A 16,662-nucleotide genomic window follows, 5' to 3' on the forward strand; every position below is an offset into this window, starting at 1 on the left:
TGGCTGCGGGCCACAGTCAGTCAAGATGAGCGGGGATCACTATCTGGCGCGGATCGGCGCGGCGGGTAATCTGATCGATAAGCTGTTTCGCTGCCGCGCGACCGGCTTCGCCATACCCCGGATCGACAGCGATCGTCTCCGGGTGGAGGAATTTCAGCAGCGGCGTATTACCGACGCTCGCGAGCTGCAACGGCGCGCCGCCGCGCTGCTGGAGGTATTTACTGGCGCCAATGGCCAGGGTATCAGTGGCGCAAACCAGCGCGGTAGTGTCGTCGCAAAGCACCTCGGCGGCGTGCTCAAAGCCCTGTTTCATCGCAAGCCCCGGCAGCGTGTCGCGGGGCGTCAGCCCGTACTGCTCGCAAAAGGCGAGATAGGCTTCGTGACGGCGTTTGCCGGTGGTGATATCGCTGTGCGGCACGCCAAGAAAACTGATGCGCCGGTGGCCTTTTTCATACAGACGCTGCATCAGAAGCCGTATCGCGCCTTCGTCATCGAAACAGACCGACGCGAAGCCCGGCGCGTCGCGCGCCATCAGCACCAGCGAATCCTGCCAGGCGGCGCTCAGCGCCTCGTTAACGCCGGTAAAGCTAAATAAAATCACGCCGTCGATATGGCGTCGGCTCAGCACGCCTAAATGCTCCCGCACCAGCGCTGGCGAAAAGCGGCTCTCCAGCATAATAGGGTCATATCCCTGCTCATAGAGTGCCGGCAGCATCGTCTGCACCGCCAGGTTTTCCGACAGCGAATCCAGGCGCGTGACCATAATCGCCACCACTTTATCGCTCTGCCCGCGCATCGCCCGCGCCGAGCGGGAAGGAGAAAAACCGTGCTGGCGCATCACTGCCTCCACCTTTTCGCGGGTGCGCTCGCTGACGCCGCTCTCGTTATTGAGCACGCGCGAGACCGTGGATTTCCCCACGCCGCTTAAGCGCGCGATATCTTTGATGGTGAGACGGGTTTGCATCGTCCATTCCTCTGGCTGGCGATCGAAAAGGTGTTATGCGTTAAGGTAATGCGCGCCGCGCCGCGCGCAATGGGCAAAATCTGGTTCAGGCAGATTCCGGCGAACGGCGATGATTTACCGTCGTTTTATGCGGGTAAGCGAAGCGGCGGCTATCTTCGCCGATGGCAGGTGGCTTATCAATCGGGCAGCGGCTAAATTGTGCGCCCGTCGTCTGTCTGGCGGGCGAGGGAAGAGACGCGATCAGGCGTCTGATGCCTCGTGAGGCGGATGGCGCACCCAGATCCCTTCGCATAAGAGTTGCGCGCAACCTGAGGCCAGCGTGTGCGGCGTCGCGTCGTCGGCCGGGACGCGCGCCATCTGATCGACCATGCCGACGATGCAGCGGGCCATGTGCAGCGCGTCGATATCGCGGCGAAACACGCCGATAGCCTGTTCTTTGGCGATATTGCTGGCTATCCATTTCGCCAGCGCCGCTTTGGTCTGTGTACAACCGGGCGGCTGGAAAAAGCCAATTTCAGTCAACGCCGGATCTTCTGCCAGAAATTCCAGCAGCTTGATAATGCTCTGCTGGACGCTTTTCACCAGCGCTACGCCCTCCACGCGGGTGCGGATCAGCAGCGTTTCGGTGAGCCGTTCCAGGCGCTGGCGGAACTCGCCCACCAGCTCTTCATAAGCCGCTTCTTTGCTTTCGAAATAGAGATAAAACGTCGGCTGGCTCAGGCCGCTCGCCTTGACGATATTGCTGACTTTCGTGCTGTGATAGCCAAGCCGCGCGAACTCGGCGCAGGCGTGCTTCAACAGCCGACGGCGGGTAGCGGCGCCCCGTTTCGGTTTCTGGCGTTCCGGGTTGTCAGCGTCTGTCTGCAAATCCACTCTCCTGCATGCGGCCTAAAGGGCGCTAGCTTACTGTAAGGCGTGGGGCAAGGGTATCGCGAGGGGCGATTTCGTTGGCCTTGTCACGCCAGTGCGTTATGTTACTATCGAGTAATGTTACTCATCAGTAGTACTTTTTGCGAGCGATAAACACTGCCGTCGCCGCCTTCCATCATGGAGAATTGCATGAAGCTGCATATCTACGAGCACTGCCCGTTCTGTGTCCGCGCCCTGATGATTTTCGGCCTGAAAAAGCTGCCTTTCGAGGTCTCGGTCATTATGGAAGGCGACGCCGAAACGCCGACCCGCATGGTCGGGCGCAAAGTGGTGCCGATTCTCGAAAAAGATGACGGCACATATATGCCGGAGAGCATGGATATCGTGCGTTATGTCGACGGCCTTGCCGGGCCGCGCGTTGCCGATGCGCCGGTTGATGAGGCCATCAAACAGTGGTGCGAGTCAGTCTCGACTCCGCTTTTTGATCTGGTTATCCCGCGCTTTACCGAGGGCGACTTCGCCGAGCTGGCGACACCGGAAGCCCGCCGGGCCTATACGGCGCGTGAAGAGAACGCGTTTGGCGATTTAGCCGCGCTGCGCGCGCAGACCCCGGCGCTGCTTGAGCAGGTGAACGCGCAGCTCGCGGCGCTTGAGCCGCTGGTGGCTGAACGTCACACTGTCGATACCACCGATTTCATACTCTTCCCGCTGCTGCGCTCGCTCACCATCGTCAAAGGCGCGGCGTTTGGCCCGCAGACGCAGGCGTATATCGCGCGCGTGTCGGCGCAAACGCAGGTGGCGCTGTTAAGCGACCAGGCGAAATAACCGTAACGGGCGTAAGCGCCGCCTGTTTATTCAACATCACTTCAGGAGTACATCATGACCGTTCCAGTAGTCGCTGTTTTCGTCAGTAAGCCTGGCAATGAAGAGACGCTTGAGCAGCTGTTTCGCGGTGTGATTGAGAAAACGCACGCGGAAGAGGGCTGCATTGTGTATCAGCTAAACCGCGACAGTGAAAACCCGCGCCGTTTCGTCTGGACTGAAGAGTGGGAGAGCCGCGAGCTGCTGCAAAAACATTTGCAGTCGTCGCACATCGTTCATCTGTTCTCTGAGCTGCCGAAATATATCGAAACCTCAGACGTGATGCTGCTGGACAAGCTCGCAGGCGGCAAAGCGAAGTAAAACGGCATTAACAAATAAAAACGGCGTGCCAGGGGCATGCCGTTTTTTTATTGCGCGCTATCGCTATCAGGGCGAAACCGCGTCGCTGTTGGTGCGGTCGGCGCGGAGCTGCTGGCTGCTCTCCTGCAGCGACTGATACAGGCTGCCGTTGCCGTTCATGATGTCGTCGATGCGCCAGCGGCCTTTTTCATTAATAAGCGCGAAGCTTTGCGTGGTGGCGTCCGGCGAGCTGCGGAACGGGCGGAAGGTGACCGTGGCTTTGGCATGGGTCGCGTCGCTGCTGGTGACATTGATTTTGTCTACCGCCAGATCATCCCAGTCCTGGCAATAGCAGATGGGATCGTAATCAAGAAAGCCCACTTCGCCGCCCGCGAGACGCGTGTCTTCGTCCACCAGATTCAGCAGGCGGTCGGAGAGGATCTGCTGCTCGCCAGTGCTTGCGAAATCTACCGGTTCATTGCCTTTGGCGTAACTCTGATAGAGCGCTTTCAGAAATTGCGTGGGGGTCTGCGCGGCCCCTTGCGCCAGCGCGCTGGCGGAAAAAAACAGCATAACTAACGCTAAGCGGTGCTTCATCGGAACTGGTCCTCAAACGTCCGTAAACAGGCTTGCGTAGTATGCTGTTTTTTCTTTTTGCCGCCAACAGGCGCGATTAACCGCCGAACTGATCCGGGTCGGGGCCGAGGCGTTTGCCCTGGTCGAGTTTCGCGATTTCACTCAGCTCGTCTTTATCCAGCCGGAAATCCCAGACGTCGAAGTTTTCGGCGATACGCGACGGCGTGACGGATTTCGGAATGACCACCAGCCCGCAGTCGAGATGCCAGCGGATGACAATCTGCGCCGGGGTTTTACTGTATTTATCGGCAAGCGCACGGATGATTTTCTGATCAAACACGCCTTCGCCGCCCTGCGCCAGCGGGCTCCAGGATTCCGTCTGGATCTTATGCGTGGCGTTCCAGGCGTGGAGCTGGCGCTGTTGCAGCAGCGGGTGCAGTTCAATCTGGTTGATAACCGGCGTCACGCCCGTTTCATCCATAATGCGTTGCAGATGCTCAACGTTAAAGTTACACACGCCGATGCTCTTGATAAGCCCTTCCTGCTGGAGTTCGATCATGCCTTTCCACGCCTCGACATAGCGGTCGATAGCCGGCACCGGCCAGTGCATCAGATAGAGATCCACATAGTCGAGCTGCAGCTTTTCGAGGCTCTCTTCCAGCGCCTCGCGCGGGCGCTTCTGGTCGTCATTCCACAGTTTGGTGGTGATAAACAGTTCGTCGCGCGCGATGCCCGCGCTTTTCAGCGCGTCGCCCACGCCTTGTTCGTTTTTATAGGCCGCCGCGGTATCGATGGAACGATAGCCCACCTCCAGCGCTTTATGGATAGCGGTGACGACCTCTTCGTTACTCGCTTGCCATACGCCGAGGCCGAGCTGGGGCATCAGGTTGCCGTCATGCAGCTTAATTACGCCTGGATTTGCCATATTTCCTCCTTTCGAGCTAACACACCGGGGCTGTTGCCCCGGTGCAAGTCAGGTGAGTTAAGTCTGGTCGAAATAGCCAAAAACGAAAGGTCGCGCGCAAAAAGCTTAGCGGGCGGCTTCGTAAATACGGCGGCTCACGTCGAGCGTAATATCCTGATGTTCGCCAAGCGCGGTAAGGCCGTGCTCTTCAAGTTTCGCCAGCAGCGCCGGGATGGAACTGCCGTCCAGGCCGTAATCGCTCAGGCGGGTCGGCGCGCCCATGGTTTCGAAGAAGCGGCGGGTGGCGGCAATGGCGGCGTCGATGCGTTCATCGTCGCTGCCTTCGGTGATATTCCACACGCGCTCCGCGTATTGCAGAAGTTTGGCGCGCTTCTCGTTACGCTTTTCATTCCACAGCGCTGGCAGCACTACCGCCAGCGTCTGGGCGTGATCCAGCCCGTGCATCGCGGTCAGCTCATGGCCGAGCATATGCGTTGCCCAGTCCTGCGGCACGCCCGCGCCAATCAGGCCATTCAACGCCTGGGTGGCGGCCCACATCAGGTTGGCGCGCACGTCGTAGTTTTCCGGCTCTTTCAGCGCCTTCGGGCCTTCTTCGATAAGCGTCAGCAGAATGCCTTCGGCGAAGCGATCCTGGATTTTCGCGTTCACCGGGTATGTAACGTACTGCTCAACGGTGTGCACAAACGCGTCCACCACGCCGTTCGCCACCTGGCGCGGCGGCAGGGTATAGGTGTAAACCGGATCGAGAATGGCGAAACGCGGCTGCACGAACGGCGAGTGGAACGCCTGTTTATCGCCGGTGGCGCGACGTGAGACGACCGCGCCTTTATTGGATTCCGAGCCGGTCGCAGGCAACGTCAGCACCGAGCCCATCGGGATGGCATCGGTGATATCGCTGCCGCGGGTTTCGAGGATATGCCACGGATCGCTGGCGGCAGCATAGTGCGCGGCAGCGGCAATAAATTTAGTGCCATCCAGTACCGAACCCCCGCCGACGGCCAGTAAAAATGTCACGTTTTCTTTACGCACCAGTTCGACCGCGTTCATCAGCGTTTCATAAGACGGGTTCGGCTCGATACCGCCAAACTCCAGCACGTCGAGACCATTCAGCGCGCTGTAAACCTGATCGAGCACGCCGGTTTTTTTAACGCTGCCGCCGCCGTAAGTGATAAGCACGCGGCTGTCAGCCGGAATGAGCGCGCGTAGTTCGCTGATAGCGCCTTTACCAAAGGCGATGTGGGTCGGGTTGTGGAGGTTGAAATTGTTCATCGAAAACTCCTTCTGGAATAAGCGTCACGCCGGGCGTGAAGGGATGACGACTATTGTCGGCATGGGGCGGCGCGGCCTCAATGCTCATTCCTGCCTTTCTCTTGCCCATTTCTCTTTGCCGCTGGAGGAAACGCGTTTTTTTGCGCACAATGGAGGCCGGATTAAAGCGCATCAGGAGCCGTGATTGATGAACCGTGACAGCGTCTGCCGCAAGATTGCCGACGAGATTAGGAGACTGAAAGAGAAAGAAAAATCGCTGGCGTTTCTGCCGCCGGAGGTGCGACTCCTGTACGGCACGACGCCCGGCGCGCGCACGCCGGTGATTTATCAGCCCGGCATCATATTTCTCTTTTCCGGCCATAAAACGGGTTATCTCAACGATAAAGTGTTCCGCTACGATCCGCGCGAATATCTGCTGCTGACGGTGCCGCTGCCGTTCGAGTGCGAAACATTCGCCACCCCGGAGGAGCCGCTGGCGGGCATTCGCATTAATATCGATCTGTTACAGCTTCAGGCGCTGGTAATGGAGATTGGCGAAGATGACCACTTCCGGCCCGCGCCCTGTTCGTGCGGCATTAATTCCGGCGTGCTGACCGATGAGATCCTCTGCGCCGTCGAGCGGCTGCTGGAGGTGCTGGAAGAGCCGCTCGACGCGCGTATTCTCGGCAAACAGGTGGTGCGCGAGATCCTCTACCACGTCCTGAAAGGGCCGGGCGGCGGGGCGCTGATGGCGCTGGTGAGCCGTCAGACCCATTTCAGCCTCATCAGCCGCGCGCTGCGGCGCATCGAAACGCGCTATGCCGAAAGCCTGACGGTAGAGCAGCTTGCCGCCGAGGCCAACATGAGCGTGTCGGCGTTTCACCATAATTTCAAAGCGGTGACCAGCACCTCGCCGCTGCAATACCTGAAAACCTGGCGGCTGCAAAAAGCGCGGTTGCTGATGGCGCATAACGGCATGAAAGCCAGCGCGGCGGCGATGCAGGTGGGGTATGAGAGCGCGTCGCAATTTAGCCGGGAGTTTAAACGTTATTTCGGGGTGACGCCGGGAGAGGATGCCGCGCGCCTGCGCGCGCTGTCGTGAGCGGAGCTGGCGCTCCGCCCGCAGAACATTAGTGCGTTTTTTTCTTCAGCACCACCAACACGGCGCCGAGCAGGCCAATCACGAGCAGTGCAATTGGCAGGATCATCAGAAACGTCATGACCTGATCTTCGTGACGCTTCACGAACGGGATCATGCTGAGCGCATAGCCAAAACCGGTGACCACGCCGACCCAAATCAGCGCGCTCAGCCAGTTGAAAATCTGAAAGCGGCGGTTTGATAGCCCGGAAATGCCCGCCATCGTCGGCAGCAGGGTACGTACAAAAGCCAGGAAACGCCCGGTCAGCAGCGCCAGCAGGCCGTGACGGTCAAACATGCAGGTGGCGCGATGGTGATATTTCGCCGGTAACTGCGCGAGCCAGCCGCGCACGACGCGCGTATTGCCAAGCCAGCGCCCCTGAACATAGCTCAGCCAGCAGCCGAGACTCGCCGCCGACGTGAGGATCACGAGCGTCGGCACAAAATCCATGACGCCCTGGGCAATCATCGCGCCCGCCAGCAGAAGCAGGCTGTCACCCGGCAGGAAAGAGGCCGGCAGCAGACCGTTTTCTAAAAACAGCGTGGCAAACATCACGCACCAGACAACGCCAACGACATGCGGGTCCGCCAGCGCGGCAAAATCGTGATGCCAGAGCGCAGCGATAATATCCTGGATAACAGCCATGGGAGATCCTGTGGAACAGCGGAATTGCCACTATTGTACCTCTAAATGTACCGGCGCATCTGCATTACAGGTTCAACAAACCCTCTCTTTTCCCGTGATAATGGCGTTTTTTTTCACTTCAGGCGATGCGATGAAAGCCTGCTTCCAGATCGGCGATTAAATCTTCGACATTTTCAAGCCCGATGTGCAGCCGCACCAGCGTGCCGGTGAAGTCGACGCCACCCGCCGGACGTATCGCCGCCAGCTCTTCCGGCTGATTGGCGAGGATCAGCGATTCATAGCCGCCCCAGGAATACGCCATGCTGAAATGGGTGAAGTTATCCAGATAGCGCGCGAACTCCGCCTCGCTCAGCCGCCTGTCGAGAATAAAAGAGAAGAGGCCGCTGGCGCCGCTGAAATCACGCTTCCAGAATTCATGGCCTTTGCTGCCCGGCAGCGCAGGGTGGTTGACGCGCGCCACCTGCGGATGCGCCGCCAGCCACTGCGCGACTTTCAGCGCGCTTTCGTGATGCTGGCGCAGGCGCACGGCAAGGGTGCGCAGGCCACGGCTGGTAACATACGCGGTGTCGGCGTCCACCATCTGGCCCATCAGATAGGCGTTCTCACGAAGCGTATCCCAGCAGCGCGCATTGGCGACGGCGGTGCCGATCATCGCGTCCGAATGGCCAACCAGATATTTGGTGCCCGCCTGAATGGAGATATCGACGCCGAAATCGAGCGCCTTAAACAAAATGCCCGCAGCCCAGGTATTGTCCATCATGATGATGGCCTCCGGCGCGATGCGGCGCACCGTGGCGACAATTGCGGGCACGTCGTGGACTTCCATCGTAATCGAGCCTGGCGACTCCAGAAACACCACTTTGGTATTGGGCCGGATCTGCTGTGCGATATCTGCGCCCGCCAGCGGATCGAACCAGCTGGTGGTGACGCCGAGCTTCGCGAGAATTTTGGTGCAGAAATCCTGCGTCGGCTCATATGCGCTGTTGGTCACCAGCACATGATCGCCCTGTTCGACAAACGCCAGAATCGTATTGGCGACTGCCGCCGCGCCGCATGGAAACAGCGCGCAGCCCGCGCCGCCTTCCAGCTCGCACATCGCCTCCTGGAGCGAAAAGTGGGTCAGGGTGCCGCGACGGCCATAAAACAGCTCGCCCTGCGCGCGCCCGGCGGTGGCCTGCTTTTTCGCCTCGACGCTGTCAAACACCAGCGAGGACGCCCGCTGGATCACGCTGTTGACCGACCCCTGCGTATAACGTTTCGCGCGTCCGGCATGGATAAGCGTCGTCTCGATGTGTTTGCTGGTCATGGAAGTCCCCTGTCTGAACGTCTGGATGTCTAAAACTACGTTACCACGGAAAACGGTCGCCGCCTCGCGCTGTTTTGCGTTTGTCGGGAAAGATGAAAAAACGTCATCTGCGCCGCTTTCCTGTCTGAGCGCAAAGAAAAAAATGTGCGCTGGCGCACCATGCAAATACTAATGAGAACTACTATCAATTCGATGTCATTTTGATATCATTGTGAGCAGTTTTGTGACTTTCGTCCTGGAGATGCAGAGTGGGAAATAATTTGATGCAGACGGATCTCTCCGTCTGGGGCATGTATCAGCATGCCGACATCGTGGTGAAAATCGTCATGATCGGTCTTATCCTGGCGTCCGTTGTGACCTGGGCGATTTTCTTTAGCAAAAGCGTTGAGCTCGCCGGTCACAAGCGCCGCCTCAAGCGCGAACAGCAGGAGCTGGCAGGCGCCCGCACGCTGAACGACGCACGCGACATGGCCGAGCGTTTTGGCCCGAAAAGCCTCAGCGCCCGCCTGATTGAAGAAGCGCAGAACGAGCGCGAACTCTCGGCAGGCAGCGAAGATAACGAAGGCATTAAAGAGCGCACCGGTTTTCGTCTTGAGCGTCGCGTCGCGGCGGCAGGCCGTCACATGGGGCGCGGCAACGGCTATCTCGCCACCATCGGCGCTATCTCCCCGTTTGTCGGCCTGTTCGGCACCGTATGGGGCATCATGAACAGCTTTATCGGTATCGCTCAGTCGCAGACCACCAACCTCGCGGTTGTGGCGCCGGGTATCGCTGAAGCGCTGCTGGCAACGGCCATCGGTCTTATCGCCGCTATCCCGGCCGTGGTTATCTATAACATCTTCGCGCGTACCATCGGCAGCTATAAAGCGACGCTTGGCGATGTCGCGGCACAGGTGCTGCTGCTGCAAAGCCGCGATCTGGATCTCGAGGCAAGCGCTCAGGCGCAGCCGGTACGTACTGCTCAGAAACTGCGTTTAGGTTAATGCCCTATGGCGATGCGTCTTAACGAAAATCTCGATGATAACGGCGAAATGCACGAAATTAACGTCACGCCGTTTATCGACGTGATGCTGGTGCTGCTGATTATCTTTATGGTGGCCGCGCCGCTGGCGACTGTCGATGTAAAAGTTAACCTGCCGGCGTCGTCAAGCCAGCCGCAGCCGCGGCCGGAAAAACCGGTCTATCTGTCGGTGAAAGCGGATAAAACGATGTTTATCGGCAACGACCCGGTCACCCGCGACACGATGGTCAGCGCGCTGGACGCGCAGACCGGCGGCAAGAAAGACACCACGATTTTCTTCCGCGCTGACAAAACGGTTGACTACGAAACCATGATGAACGTGATGGATACGCTACATCAGGCGGGTTATCTGAAAATCGGCCTGGTCGGCCAGGAAGTGACGAAAGCGAAATAAGCTTTCGGCGCTGGCAAAAAAAAGCGCGGCATTCGCCGCGCTTTTTTATTGTCCGCGTCGCGGGCGCCAGGGGTTAGCTTAAATGCTCACCGCCGGTTACGCCGTGGACTTCGGCAGTCACGTAGCTCGACTCCTGGCTTGCCAGGTAGACGTAAATCGGCGCCAGCTCGGCGGGCTGGCCGGCGCGTTTAAGCGGCGTCTGCTGGCCGAACTGCGGGATTTTCTCCTGCGGCTGACCACCGCAAATCTGCAACGGCGTCCAGATGGGGCCAGGGGCGACGCTATTCACGCGAATGCCTTTTTCGGCCACCTGTTTCGCAAGGCCGCGGCTGTAGTTCAGGATAGCGGCCTTCGTGGAGGCGTAATCCAGCAGGTGCGGGCTCGGCTGATACGCCTGAATGGACGACGTCGTAATAATGCTCGCCCCCGGTTTCAGGTGCGGCAGCGCCTCCTGGGTTATCCAGAACAGCGCGAACACGTTGGTCGCGTAGGTTTTCTGGAACTGCTCGCTGGTCAGATCCGCAATCTGCTCAACCGCCGTCTGTTTACCGGCTACCAGCGCCAGGATATCCAGGCCGCCGAGTTCGTCAATGGCGCGATGCACCAGTTCACGGGCGAATTTCTCATCGGTCAGGTCGCCTGGGATCAGCACCGCTTTGCGGCCTGCCTCTTCAATCAGCGCTTTGACCTCTTCGGCGTCCTGCTGCTCGTCCGGGAGGTAATTCAGCACCACGTCTGCGCCTTCTCGCGCGTAAGCAATGGCGGCAGCGCGCCCGATACCGGAATCGCCCCCTGTCACCAGTGCCTTACGATCCTGAAGACGACCGCTTCCCTTGTAGGTTTTCTCGCCGCAGTCCGGCACCGGCTCCATTTTTGCCTGAATGCCCGGCGCAGGCTGTTTCTGCTTTGGATATTCCCCGGTGAAGTACTGGGTCGTCGGGTCCTGGATCTTGTTCTGGTCGTTCGCCATAAGTTCCTCCTCGTTATCAAAGCGTATTTCTAAGGGTAGTGCCTTATGCTGCGCTGTCGAAAATTATCAGGATTTTCTGTATTTCCGGCGCGGTCTGGTTCTCCTTTGCGACGACCTGCTGCAATAATGAAACGGCGCGTCACCCAGGCCATCCACCGACGGAGCAGCATGATGAAAACCGAGCGACAGCAGAAGATTATCAGGCTCTTATGGGCGCATGAGGCGCTGACGACCCAGGCGCTGGCGAGCCGTCTTAACGTCAGCCAGGAGACGATCCGGCGCGATTTAAGCGAGCTGCAACGCGCCGGGAATATCCTGCGCAGCCACGGGCGGGCGCGGGCGCTGCGTCGTGATGTGGAAAACCATGACGATCCTTTCCAGACGCGGGCGAAAAGCCATCATGCGCATAAAATGGATATCGCGCGCAATGCGCTAAACTGGCTGGATGCGGGAATGGTGGTGGCGCTCGACGCCAGCTCGACCTGCTGGTATCTGGCGCGCCAGCTCCCTGACGTGCCGCTCACTATTCTTACCAACAGCGTGCGGATAGGGCAGGAGGTCGCGCGACGCGAACAGGTGACGCTTATCAGCACTGGCGGCATTCTGCACCGGCAGGCAGCCTGTTATGAAAACCCGTCGCTGCCAGCGTTGCTCAAACATATCGATATCGATCTGTTTCTGTTTTCGTGCCAGGGCATTGATGAGGCGGGCGGCATCTGGGACGCGCGCTCGTGGAATGCGGAGTATAAAACGCTGTTGCTGCGCCGGGCGGCGCAATCGCTGTTGCTTATCGACCGCAGCAAACGCAATCGTACCGGCGAAGTGCAAATCGGAACGCTGGAGCAGGTAACGGAGGTGATAACGCAGGAGGAAAACGGCAGGCAAAAAGCGGGCGCGCTATTTGTCGGTTGAGGGAGCGGGCGGTTGCGCAAGCGGCGTTACGGATGAGGTCAGGCAGTTACCATCGGCAAGCTGACGGCTCAACATCAGCGTTGCGGCTTCCTGCGCTTTAATCTGCTGATAATGTTCTTCAATCGCCGCCATAACTGGCGCACGCAGCTGCGGATGCCGGTTCATGATTTCTTCAAGCACCGCGCCATACACCTCTTCTTTCACCAGAAACGGATAGATTTCGCGGCGATTGTGCCATTTCAGCTGAACCAGGGCCGCCGGGATCGTCAGCACTGCCCGGGTATAACCCGCAATGGCTTCATTCTTTTCATTAATCAGCGCCTGCAAATTCTGACTTAAGATAAATTTCTGTTCTTCTTGCTTATCTAAAGTGAAATATTGGTGGCTGGAGGTAATTTCCGTCACGCCAGTTAATCCTCGAACTTATAAAAAACAGGGGCGTCTTTTTCCTGGGTAATGAGATTAAGCCAAATTTTATTACCCGCCTCATTAATCTGCGCGGTTTTGGTGGCGATCAGTTCTGCCAATTCTTCAGCGCTAATAGCATTATCTTCGACCAGTTTATTCAGGACTTTAGTGTAAGCCTCAATTTTAACCACACTCAGCAGGCGTGCTTTAATATGACGGTCGCGTTCTTCAAGCAGTACGTTGCCGCTCTGACCCGCCAGAGATTTGCCACTCAATATGTCGGTTTCATATTCTTCGAGCTTTGGCTTTCCCTGAGTTAAATTTTCGCTATTTTGTTCGCCGGAGGGTTGGTTGTCTGGTGTGGGAATACGATAACGCGCCGGCACAAGATTGTCGGGCAACATTGATGTTATTTCCTTTTATATCAGAAGGATAAAGAAATAGGCTGGATGGTTTTCGTTGACAATAACATGCCGTAAAATTAAAATCAAAAAAAACGGAGCCTGCGCATGAACAGTATTTTTTATTCTGTCATTACCTTGCTGCTACTTTTAAGCGGCGTGCTTTTCTTTATGAAAGAAAATGGTGGCAATAAACCAGAAAACGGCTCTGGCGCAGAGCCCATGCCGCCGCGCAACAAAGAAGAGGGTGAAGACCATTTCTCTGCGCTCCTTAACGCAATTACGCCGTTGTGGTACTGGCGCGTTAATCATGAATATATTGATTTTACTAATGCCACTATTAAAAAAATGACATTTGAAGAGCTGAACGCGACGCCAGGTTTATTTGAGGCGCAGCGCCGTTGCAGTAATCTTAATTCCGCGGTTTATAAATATTACGATAATTTAAAAAAACGCTGTCTGAACGGCGAGTTAGTCACTTTCTCTGATATCGAAGTCCTCAACCTGCGCCACTGCTTCCATGAATTCAGTCAGGAGGCGTACCCGCAACTGGTGGCCATCGTCTGGCCGGAATATCAGCGTCCGCAGGTCGACATCACTCAGGTGTAACCGCCTTTCTGCGTGTTTATCTTTTGTTTGCGGTTGTTACGCGCGGCTGGCGGGGTGGTTGCCAGACAGTAACGTCTGTGCGTTATACTGAAAAGCCATTATGGCTATTTTTCAGGACGCTATGGAACGCTTTATCGAAAACGCAATGTACGCTTCGCGCTGGCTGCTGGCCCCGGTTTACTTTGGGCTGTCGCTGGCTCTGCTGGCGCTCACCGTCAAATTCTTCCAGGAAATCTTCCACGTTCTGCCGAACATTTTATCGATAGCGGAAGCGGATCTTATTCTGCTGTTACTGTCGCTGGTGGATATGACGCTGGTCGGCGGGCTGCTGGTGATGGTGATGTTTTCCGGCTATGAAAACTTTGTCTCCCAGCTCGATATTCACGAAGGTAAGGAAAAGCTGAGCTGGCTTGGGAAAATGGATGCCAGTTCGCTGAAAAATAAAGTCGCGGCGTCGATTGTCGCTATCTCTTCGATTCACCTGTTACGCGTCTTTATGGACGCGAAAAACGTGCCGGATAATAAACTGATGTGGTATGTGATAATCCATCTCACGTTTGTGCTGTCAGCGTTCGTGATGGGGTATCTGGATAAAATCTCCCGCAACGAGCACAAATAATTCCCAACGGTACGCACCGTCAGACGCTGTGCAAGAATGCGCCCCTTACGATGAAGGGGCTTTTTATTATTTGTCGGACGACGCCTGCCAGAGATTCAGTTCGCCATCGGCGACATGTTTATCAATCGTCTCCAGCTCCTGCGGCGTAAAATGGGTATTCGCCAGCGCCTGCACGTTCTCTTCCAGTTGCTGCGGGCGGCTCGCGCCAATTAACACTGACGTCACGCGATTATCCTTAAGCAGCCAGCTTAGCGCCATCTGCGCCATGCTCTGTCCGCGGCTTTGCGCCATCTCGTTTAACAGCTTCAGGCTATTGAGATTCGCCTCGGTCAGCATATTTTCCGTCAGGCCGCGCACCTTTTTCCCTTCACGCTGCATACGCGAGCCTTCCGGAATACCGTTGAGGTATTTGCCGGTCAGCAGCCCCTGCGCCAGCGGCGTAAAGGCGATACAGCCGACGCCGTTCTGCTCAAGCGTGTCCAGCAGGCCGCTTTTATCGACCCAGCGGTTTAGCAGGTTATAAGACGGCTGATGGATTAACAGCGGGATTTTCCACTCGCGCAGTAGCTGCGCCATTTTTTCGGTGCGCTCTGGCGAATAGGACGAAATGCCGACATAGAGCGCTTTGCCGCTCTGTACCGCCTGAGCCAGCGCGGCGGCGGTCTCTTCCATCGGCGTGTTTTCATCAACGCGGTGCGAATAGAAAATATCGACGTAATCCAGCCCCATACGCGTCAGGCTCTGATCGAGACTCGCCAGCAGATATTTGCGTGAACCGCCGCTGCCGTAGGGGCCTGGCCACATGTCGTAACCCGCTTTCGTGGAGATAATCAGCTCGTCGCGATAGGGCGCGAAATCGGTTTTGAGCAGGCGGCCAAAGTTCTCTTCGGCGCTGCCCGGCGGCGGCCCGTAGTTATTAGCGAGATCAAAATGCGTAATGCCGAGGTCAAACGCTTTGCGCAGCAGTTCGCGCTGCGACTCCAGAGCGGCGACATGGCCGAAGCTGTGCCACAGGCCGAGCGAGAGCGCCGGCAGGCGTAGACCGCTGCGGCCGCAGAAGCGATATTCCATCTGTTCGTAACGGGCGGGGTTGGCAAGGTACGGCATGGTTTCTCCTGTCTGTTATTTTCATAATCTGAAACGCCGTTTCTATATTAACGTACCCCGGCGTGCCGACAAGTGAAAACGCGGCGCGCGGTATTCATCAATTTGTCATCTGCCCGTGCATAACCCTATGAAAAGAGCGTCCTTAGCGATGGTCTATACTCAGATTTCACTTTAGGGCTGCCAACCACGGAGGATGAATGGAGTACATTCTGCACACCAATTTTTTGCGGCTGATGACCTCGTTAACGTTCTGGGGAAATGTCTTGCTGGTCCTGGCGGTTACCGCCATCACCTACTGGGTCGTGAATAAAATCCTGGCGCTGCTGCACAAGCGGATCGCCCGCTGGGCGGAAGAGCACAACAACAGCACCGCGTATAAAGTCTTTCTCGATGTGCTGAAAAAGACGCGGCGGATCCTGATTTTATTTGCGGCGTTCCTGTTCAGCCTGCAGTTCGTCAGCCTGCCTGACCGTCTGCACAGCACGATTTCCCACGCCTGGTTCCTGGTGCTGGCGTTGCAAATCGCGCTGTGGTTCGATCAGGCGGTGCAGTCGTGGCTGCGTCATTCACTGATGCGCCCCGGCGCGCACCGCAATCCGGTGACGACGATTATTCTTGGGCTGATGATCCGCGCGCTGATTTGGGCGGTGATGCTGCTGTCGATTCTTGCCAACGCCGGCGTCAATATCACCGCGCTGGTGGCGAGCCTTGGGGTTGGCGGTATCGCCATCGCGCTGGCGGTACAGACGGTGTTAAGCGACGTCTTCGCCTCGCTCTCGATTGGTTTCGATAAACCGTTTGAGATTGGCGATTTCGTGGTGTTTAACGATGTGTCCGGCACTATCGAGCATATTGGACTCAAAACCACGCGTATCCGCAGCTTAAGCGGCGAGCAGATCGTCTGTGCCAACGCCATTCTGCTTCAGCAGACTATCCATAACTATAAACGCATGCAGACCCGCCGCATCGTGTTTACGTTCGGCGTCTCGCTTGCCACGCCGCCAGAGAAACTGCGCAAAATCGGCCCGATGGTGAAATCGATCATTGAGCAATATGGCGAAACCCGCTTCGACCGCGCGCATTTCGCGACGTTCGATCAGGATCGCCTGACCTATGAAGTGGTGCACATTCTCAATACGGCGGATTACAACCAGTACATGGATCTGCAGCAGGAGATTAACCTGCGCATTATGGAAGGGTTACAGGAGCTTGGCGTGCGTCTGGCGCTGCCAAGCCGCGTGATTATTCAGCCTGACGCGCCAGAGGAAGAAAAGACTCAGGACGGTAAACCACAGGACGACTCGCCGCAGGCGGCAAGCCCGGCGTAACGGTTTACCTGCGCACAGAGGCGCTAAAACCCGCCCCGGTTTTCCGGCGGCGGGTTTTT

The 16,662-nt window shown here is 57.2% G+C and carries 21 protein-coding genes; 10 read left to right on the top strand and 11 right to left on the bottom strand.

Annotation, left to right across the window (positions count from 1 at the left end; all coding sequences use genetic code 11):
* Nucleotides 1-16: 16 nt before the first annotated feature.
* Together treR and AFK63_RS01590 are read right to left on the bottom strand one after the other, a co-directional pair.
* On the bottom strand, nt 17-964 hold the full coding sequence (treR, locus tag AFK63_RS01580) for a trehalose operon repressor TreR (RefSeq protein ID WP_038867666.1): 948 nt from the start codon (nt 962-964) through the stop codon (nt 17-19).
* A 240-nt stretch (nt 965-1,204) separates the two neighbouring features.
* Nucleotides 1,205-1,831: a TetR/AcrR family transcriptional regulator gene (locus tag AFK63_RS01590; protein WP_038867672.1), complete on the bottom strand. Its 627-nt coding sequence runs from the start codon at nt 1,829-1,831 to the stop codon at nt 1,205-1,207.
* A 192-nt stretch (nt 1,832-2,023) separates the two neighbouring features.
* On the opposite strand from AFK63_RS01590, the gene grxB reads away from it, so the two are divergent.
* On the top strand, nt 2,024-2,659 hold the full coding sequence (gene grxB / locus AFK63_RS01595) for a glutaredoxin 2 (protein WP_038867674.1): 636 nt from the start codon (nt 2,024-2,026) through the stop codon (nt 2,657-2,659).
* Nucleotides 2,660-2,713: 54 nt separating this feature from the next.
* Nucleotides 2,714-3,016, top strand: a complete 303-nt coding sequence (locus AFK63_RS01600) for a putative quinol monooxygenase (RefSeq protein ID WP_038867676.1) — start codon at nt 2,714-2,716, stop codon at nt 3,014-3,016.
* Nucleotides 3,017-3,082: 66 nt separating this feature from the next.
* Here AFK63_RS01600 and AFK63_RS01605 read toward each other — a convergent pair whose 3' ends face one another.
* From AFK63_RS01605 to yqhD, 3 genes are all read right to left on the bottom strand, one after another.
* Entirely contained in the window at nt 3,083-3,592 is a 510-nt protein-coding gene (locus AFK63_RS01605) for a DUF3828 domain-containing protein (protein ID WP_038867678.1), read from the bottom strand.
* A gap of 76 nt (nt 3,593-3,668) precedes the next feature.
* Nucleotides 3,669-4,496 (bottom strand): 2,5-didehydrogluconate reductase DkgA, encoded by an 828-nt coding sequence (gene dkgA / locus AFK63_RS01610; RefSeq protein WP_038867680.1) that lies wholly within the window; start codon nt 4,494-4,496, stop codon nt 3,669-3,671.
* Nucleotides 4,497-4,601: 105 nt separating this feature from the next.
* A complete protein-coding gene (gene yqhD, locus AFK63_RS01615) occupies nt 4,602-5,765 on the bottom strand; it encodes an alcohol dehydrogenase (protein ID WP_038867682.1) in 1,164 nt (387 codons plus the stop codon).
* Between yqhD and AFK63_RS01620 the strand changes: the two genes are divergently transcribed.
* Complete coding sequence (locus tag AFK63_RS01620; protein WP_038867684.1) at nt 5,758-5,949, top strand: hypothetical protein; 192 nt, start codon at nt 5,758-5,760, stop codon at nt 5,947-5,949. The two genes, yqhD and AFK63_RS01620, sit on opposite strands and share 8 nt — an antisense overlap.
* Nucleotides 5,950-5,952: 3 nt before the next feature.
* Complete coding sequence (locus AFK63_RS01625) at nt 5,953-6,846, top strand: AraC family transcriptional regulator (RefSeq protein WP_038868354.1); 894 nt, start codon at nt 5,953-5,955, stop codon at nt 6,844-6,846.
* 28 nt (nt 6,847-6,874) lie between these two features.
* Here the strand turns inward: AFK63_RS01625 and yghB are convergent, their stop codons facing one another.
* Both yghB and metC read right to left on the bottom strand, forming a co-directional pair.
* Complete coding sequence (yghB, locus tag AFK63_RS01630; RefSeq protein WP_038867686.1) at nt 6,875-7,528, bottom strand: DedA family general envelope maintenance protein YghB; 654 nt, start codon at nt 7,526-7,528, stop codon at nt 6,875-6,877.
* A 118-nt stretch (nt 7,529-7,646) separates the two neighbouring features.
* Nucleotides 7,647-8,834: a cystathionine beta-lyase gene (metC, locus tag AFK63_RS01635; protein ID WP_038867688.1), complete on the bottom strand. Its 1,188-nt coding sequence runs from the start codon at nt 8,832-8,834 to the stop codon at nt 7,647-7,649.
* 248 nt (nt 8,835-9,082) lie between these two features.
* Between metC and exbB the strand changes: the two genes are divergently transcribed.
* Nucleotides 9,083-9,817: a tol-pal system-associated acyl-CoA thioesterase gene (gene exbB, locus AFK63_RS01640; protein WP_038867696.1), complete on the top strand. Its 735-nt coding sequence runs from the start codon at nt 9,083-9,085 to the stop codon at nt 9,815-9,817.
* A gap of 6 nt (nt 9,818-9,823) precedes the next feature.
* Nucleotides 9,824-10,249, top strand: coding sequence for a TonB system transport protein ExbD (exbD, locus tag AFK63_RS01645; protein ID WP_038867698.1), 426 nt, complete (start codon nt 9,824-9,826; stop codon nt 10,247-10,249).
* 73 nt (nt 10,250-10,322) lie between these two features.
* On the opposite strand, the gene AFK63_RS01650 is transcribed toward exbD, so the two are convergent.
* Nucleotides 10,323-11,219, bottom strand: coding sequence for an SDR family oxidoreductase (locus AFK63_RS01650; RefSeq protein ID WP_038867700.1), 897 nt, complete (start codon nt 11,217-11,219; stop codon nt 10,323-10,325).
* Nucleotides 11,220-11,390: 171 nt separating this feature from the next.
* Here AFK63_RS01650 and fucR point away from each other — a divergent pair, with 171 nt between their 5' ends.
* The gene (gene fucR, locus AFK63_RS01655; RefSeq protein ID WP_038867702.1) at nt 11,391-12,131 is read left to right on the top strand and encodes an L-fucose operon activator; all 741 of its coding nucleotides are present in this window, start codon (nt 11,391-11,393) and stop codon (nt 12,129-12,131) included.
* On the opposite strand, the gene AFK63_RS01660 is transcribed toward fucR, so the two are convergent.
* The gene (locus tag AFK63_RS01660; protein ID WP_038867704.1) at nt 12,117-12,536 is read right to left on the bottom strand and encodes a hypothetical protein; all 420 of its coding nucleotides are present in this window, start codon (nt 12,534-12,536) and stop codon (nt 12,117-12,119) included. The genes fucR and AFK63_RS01660 overlap by 15 nt on opposite strands.
* Before the next feature lie 5 nt (nt 12,537-12,541).
* Nucleotides 12,542-12,943: a hypothetical protein gene (locus AFK63_RS01665; RefSeq protein ID WP_038867706.1), complete on the bottom strand. Its 402-nt coding sequence runs from the start codon at nt 12,941-12,943 to the stop codon at nt 12,542-12,544.
* Between the two features lie 105 nt (nt 12,944-13,048).
* On the opposite strand from AFK63_RS01665, the gene AFK63_RS01670 reads away from it, so the two are divergent.
* Nucleotides 13,049-13,549: an ESA_00282 family adhesion-associated protein gene (locus tag AFK63_RS01670; RefSeq protein ID WP_038867709.1), complete on the top strand. Its 501-nt coding sequence runs from the start codon at nt 13,049-13,051 to the stop codon at nt 13,547-13,549.
* A 121-nt stretch (nt 13,550-13,670) separates the two neighbouring features.
* Entirely contained in the window at nt 13,671-14,168 is a 498-nt protein-coding gene (locus tag AFK63_RS01675; protein ID WP_038868356.1) for a TIGR00645 family protein, read from the top strand.
* A 66-nt stretch (nt 14,169-14,234) separates the two neighbouring features.
* Here the strand turns inward: AFK63_RS01675 and AFK63_RS01680 are convergent, their stop codons facing one another.
* The gene (locus tag AFK63_RS01680; RefSeq protein WP_038867713.1) at nt 14,235-15,275 is read right to left on the bottom strand and encodes an aldo/keto reductase; all 1,041 of its coding nucleotides are present in this window, start codon (nt 15,273-15,275) and stop codon (nt 14,235-14,237) included.
* A gap of 197 nt (nt 15,276-15,472) precedes the next feature.
* Here AFK63_RS01680 and AFK63_RS01685 point away from each other — a divergent pair, with 197 nt between their 5' ends.
* Nucleotides 15,473-16,603, top strand: coding sequence for a mechanosensitive ion channel family protein (locus tag AFK63_RS01685; protein ID WP_038867716.1), 1,131 nt, complete (start codon nt 15,473-15,475; stop codon nt 16,601-16,603).
* The last annotated feature ends 59 nt before the right edge of the window (nt 16,604-16,662 follow it).

This window comes from Cronobacter muytjensii ATCC 51329 (assembly GCF_001277195.1).
Classification (GTDB): Bacteria; Pseudomonadota; Gammaproteobacteria; order Enterobacterales; family Enterobacteriaceae; genus Cronobacter; species Cronobacter muytjensii.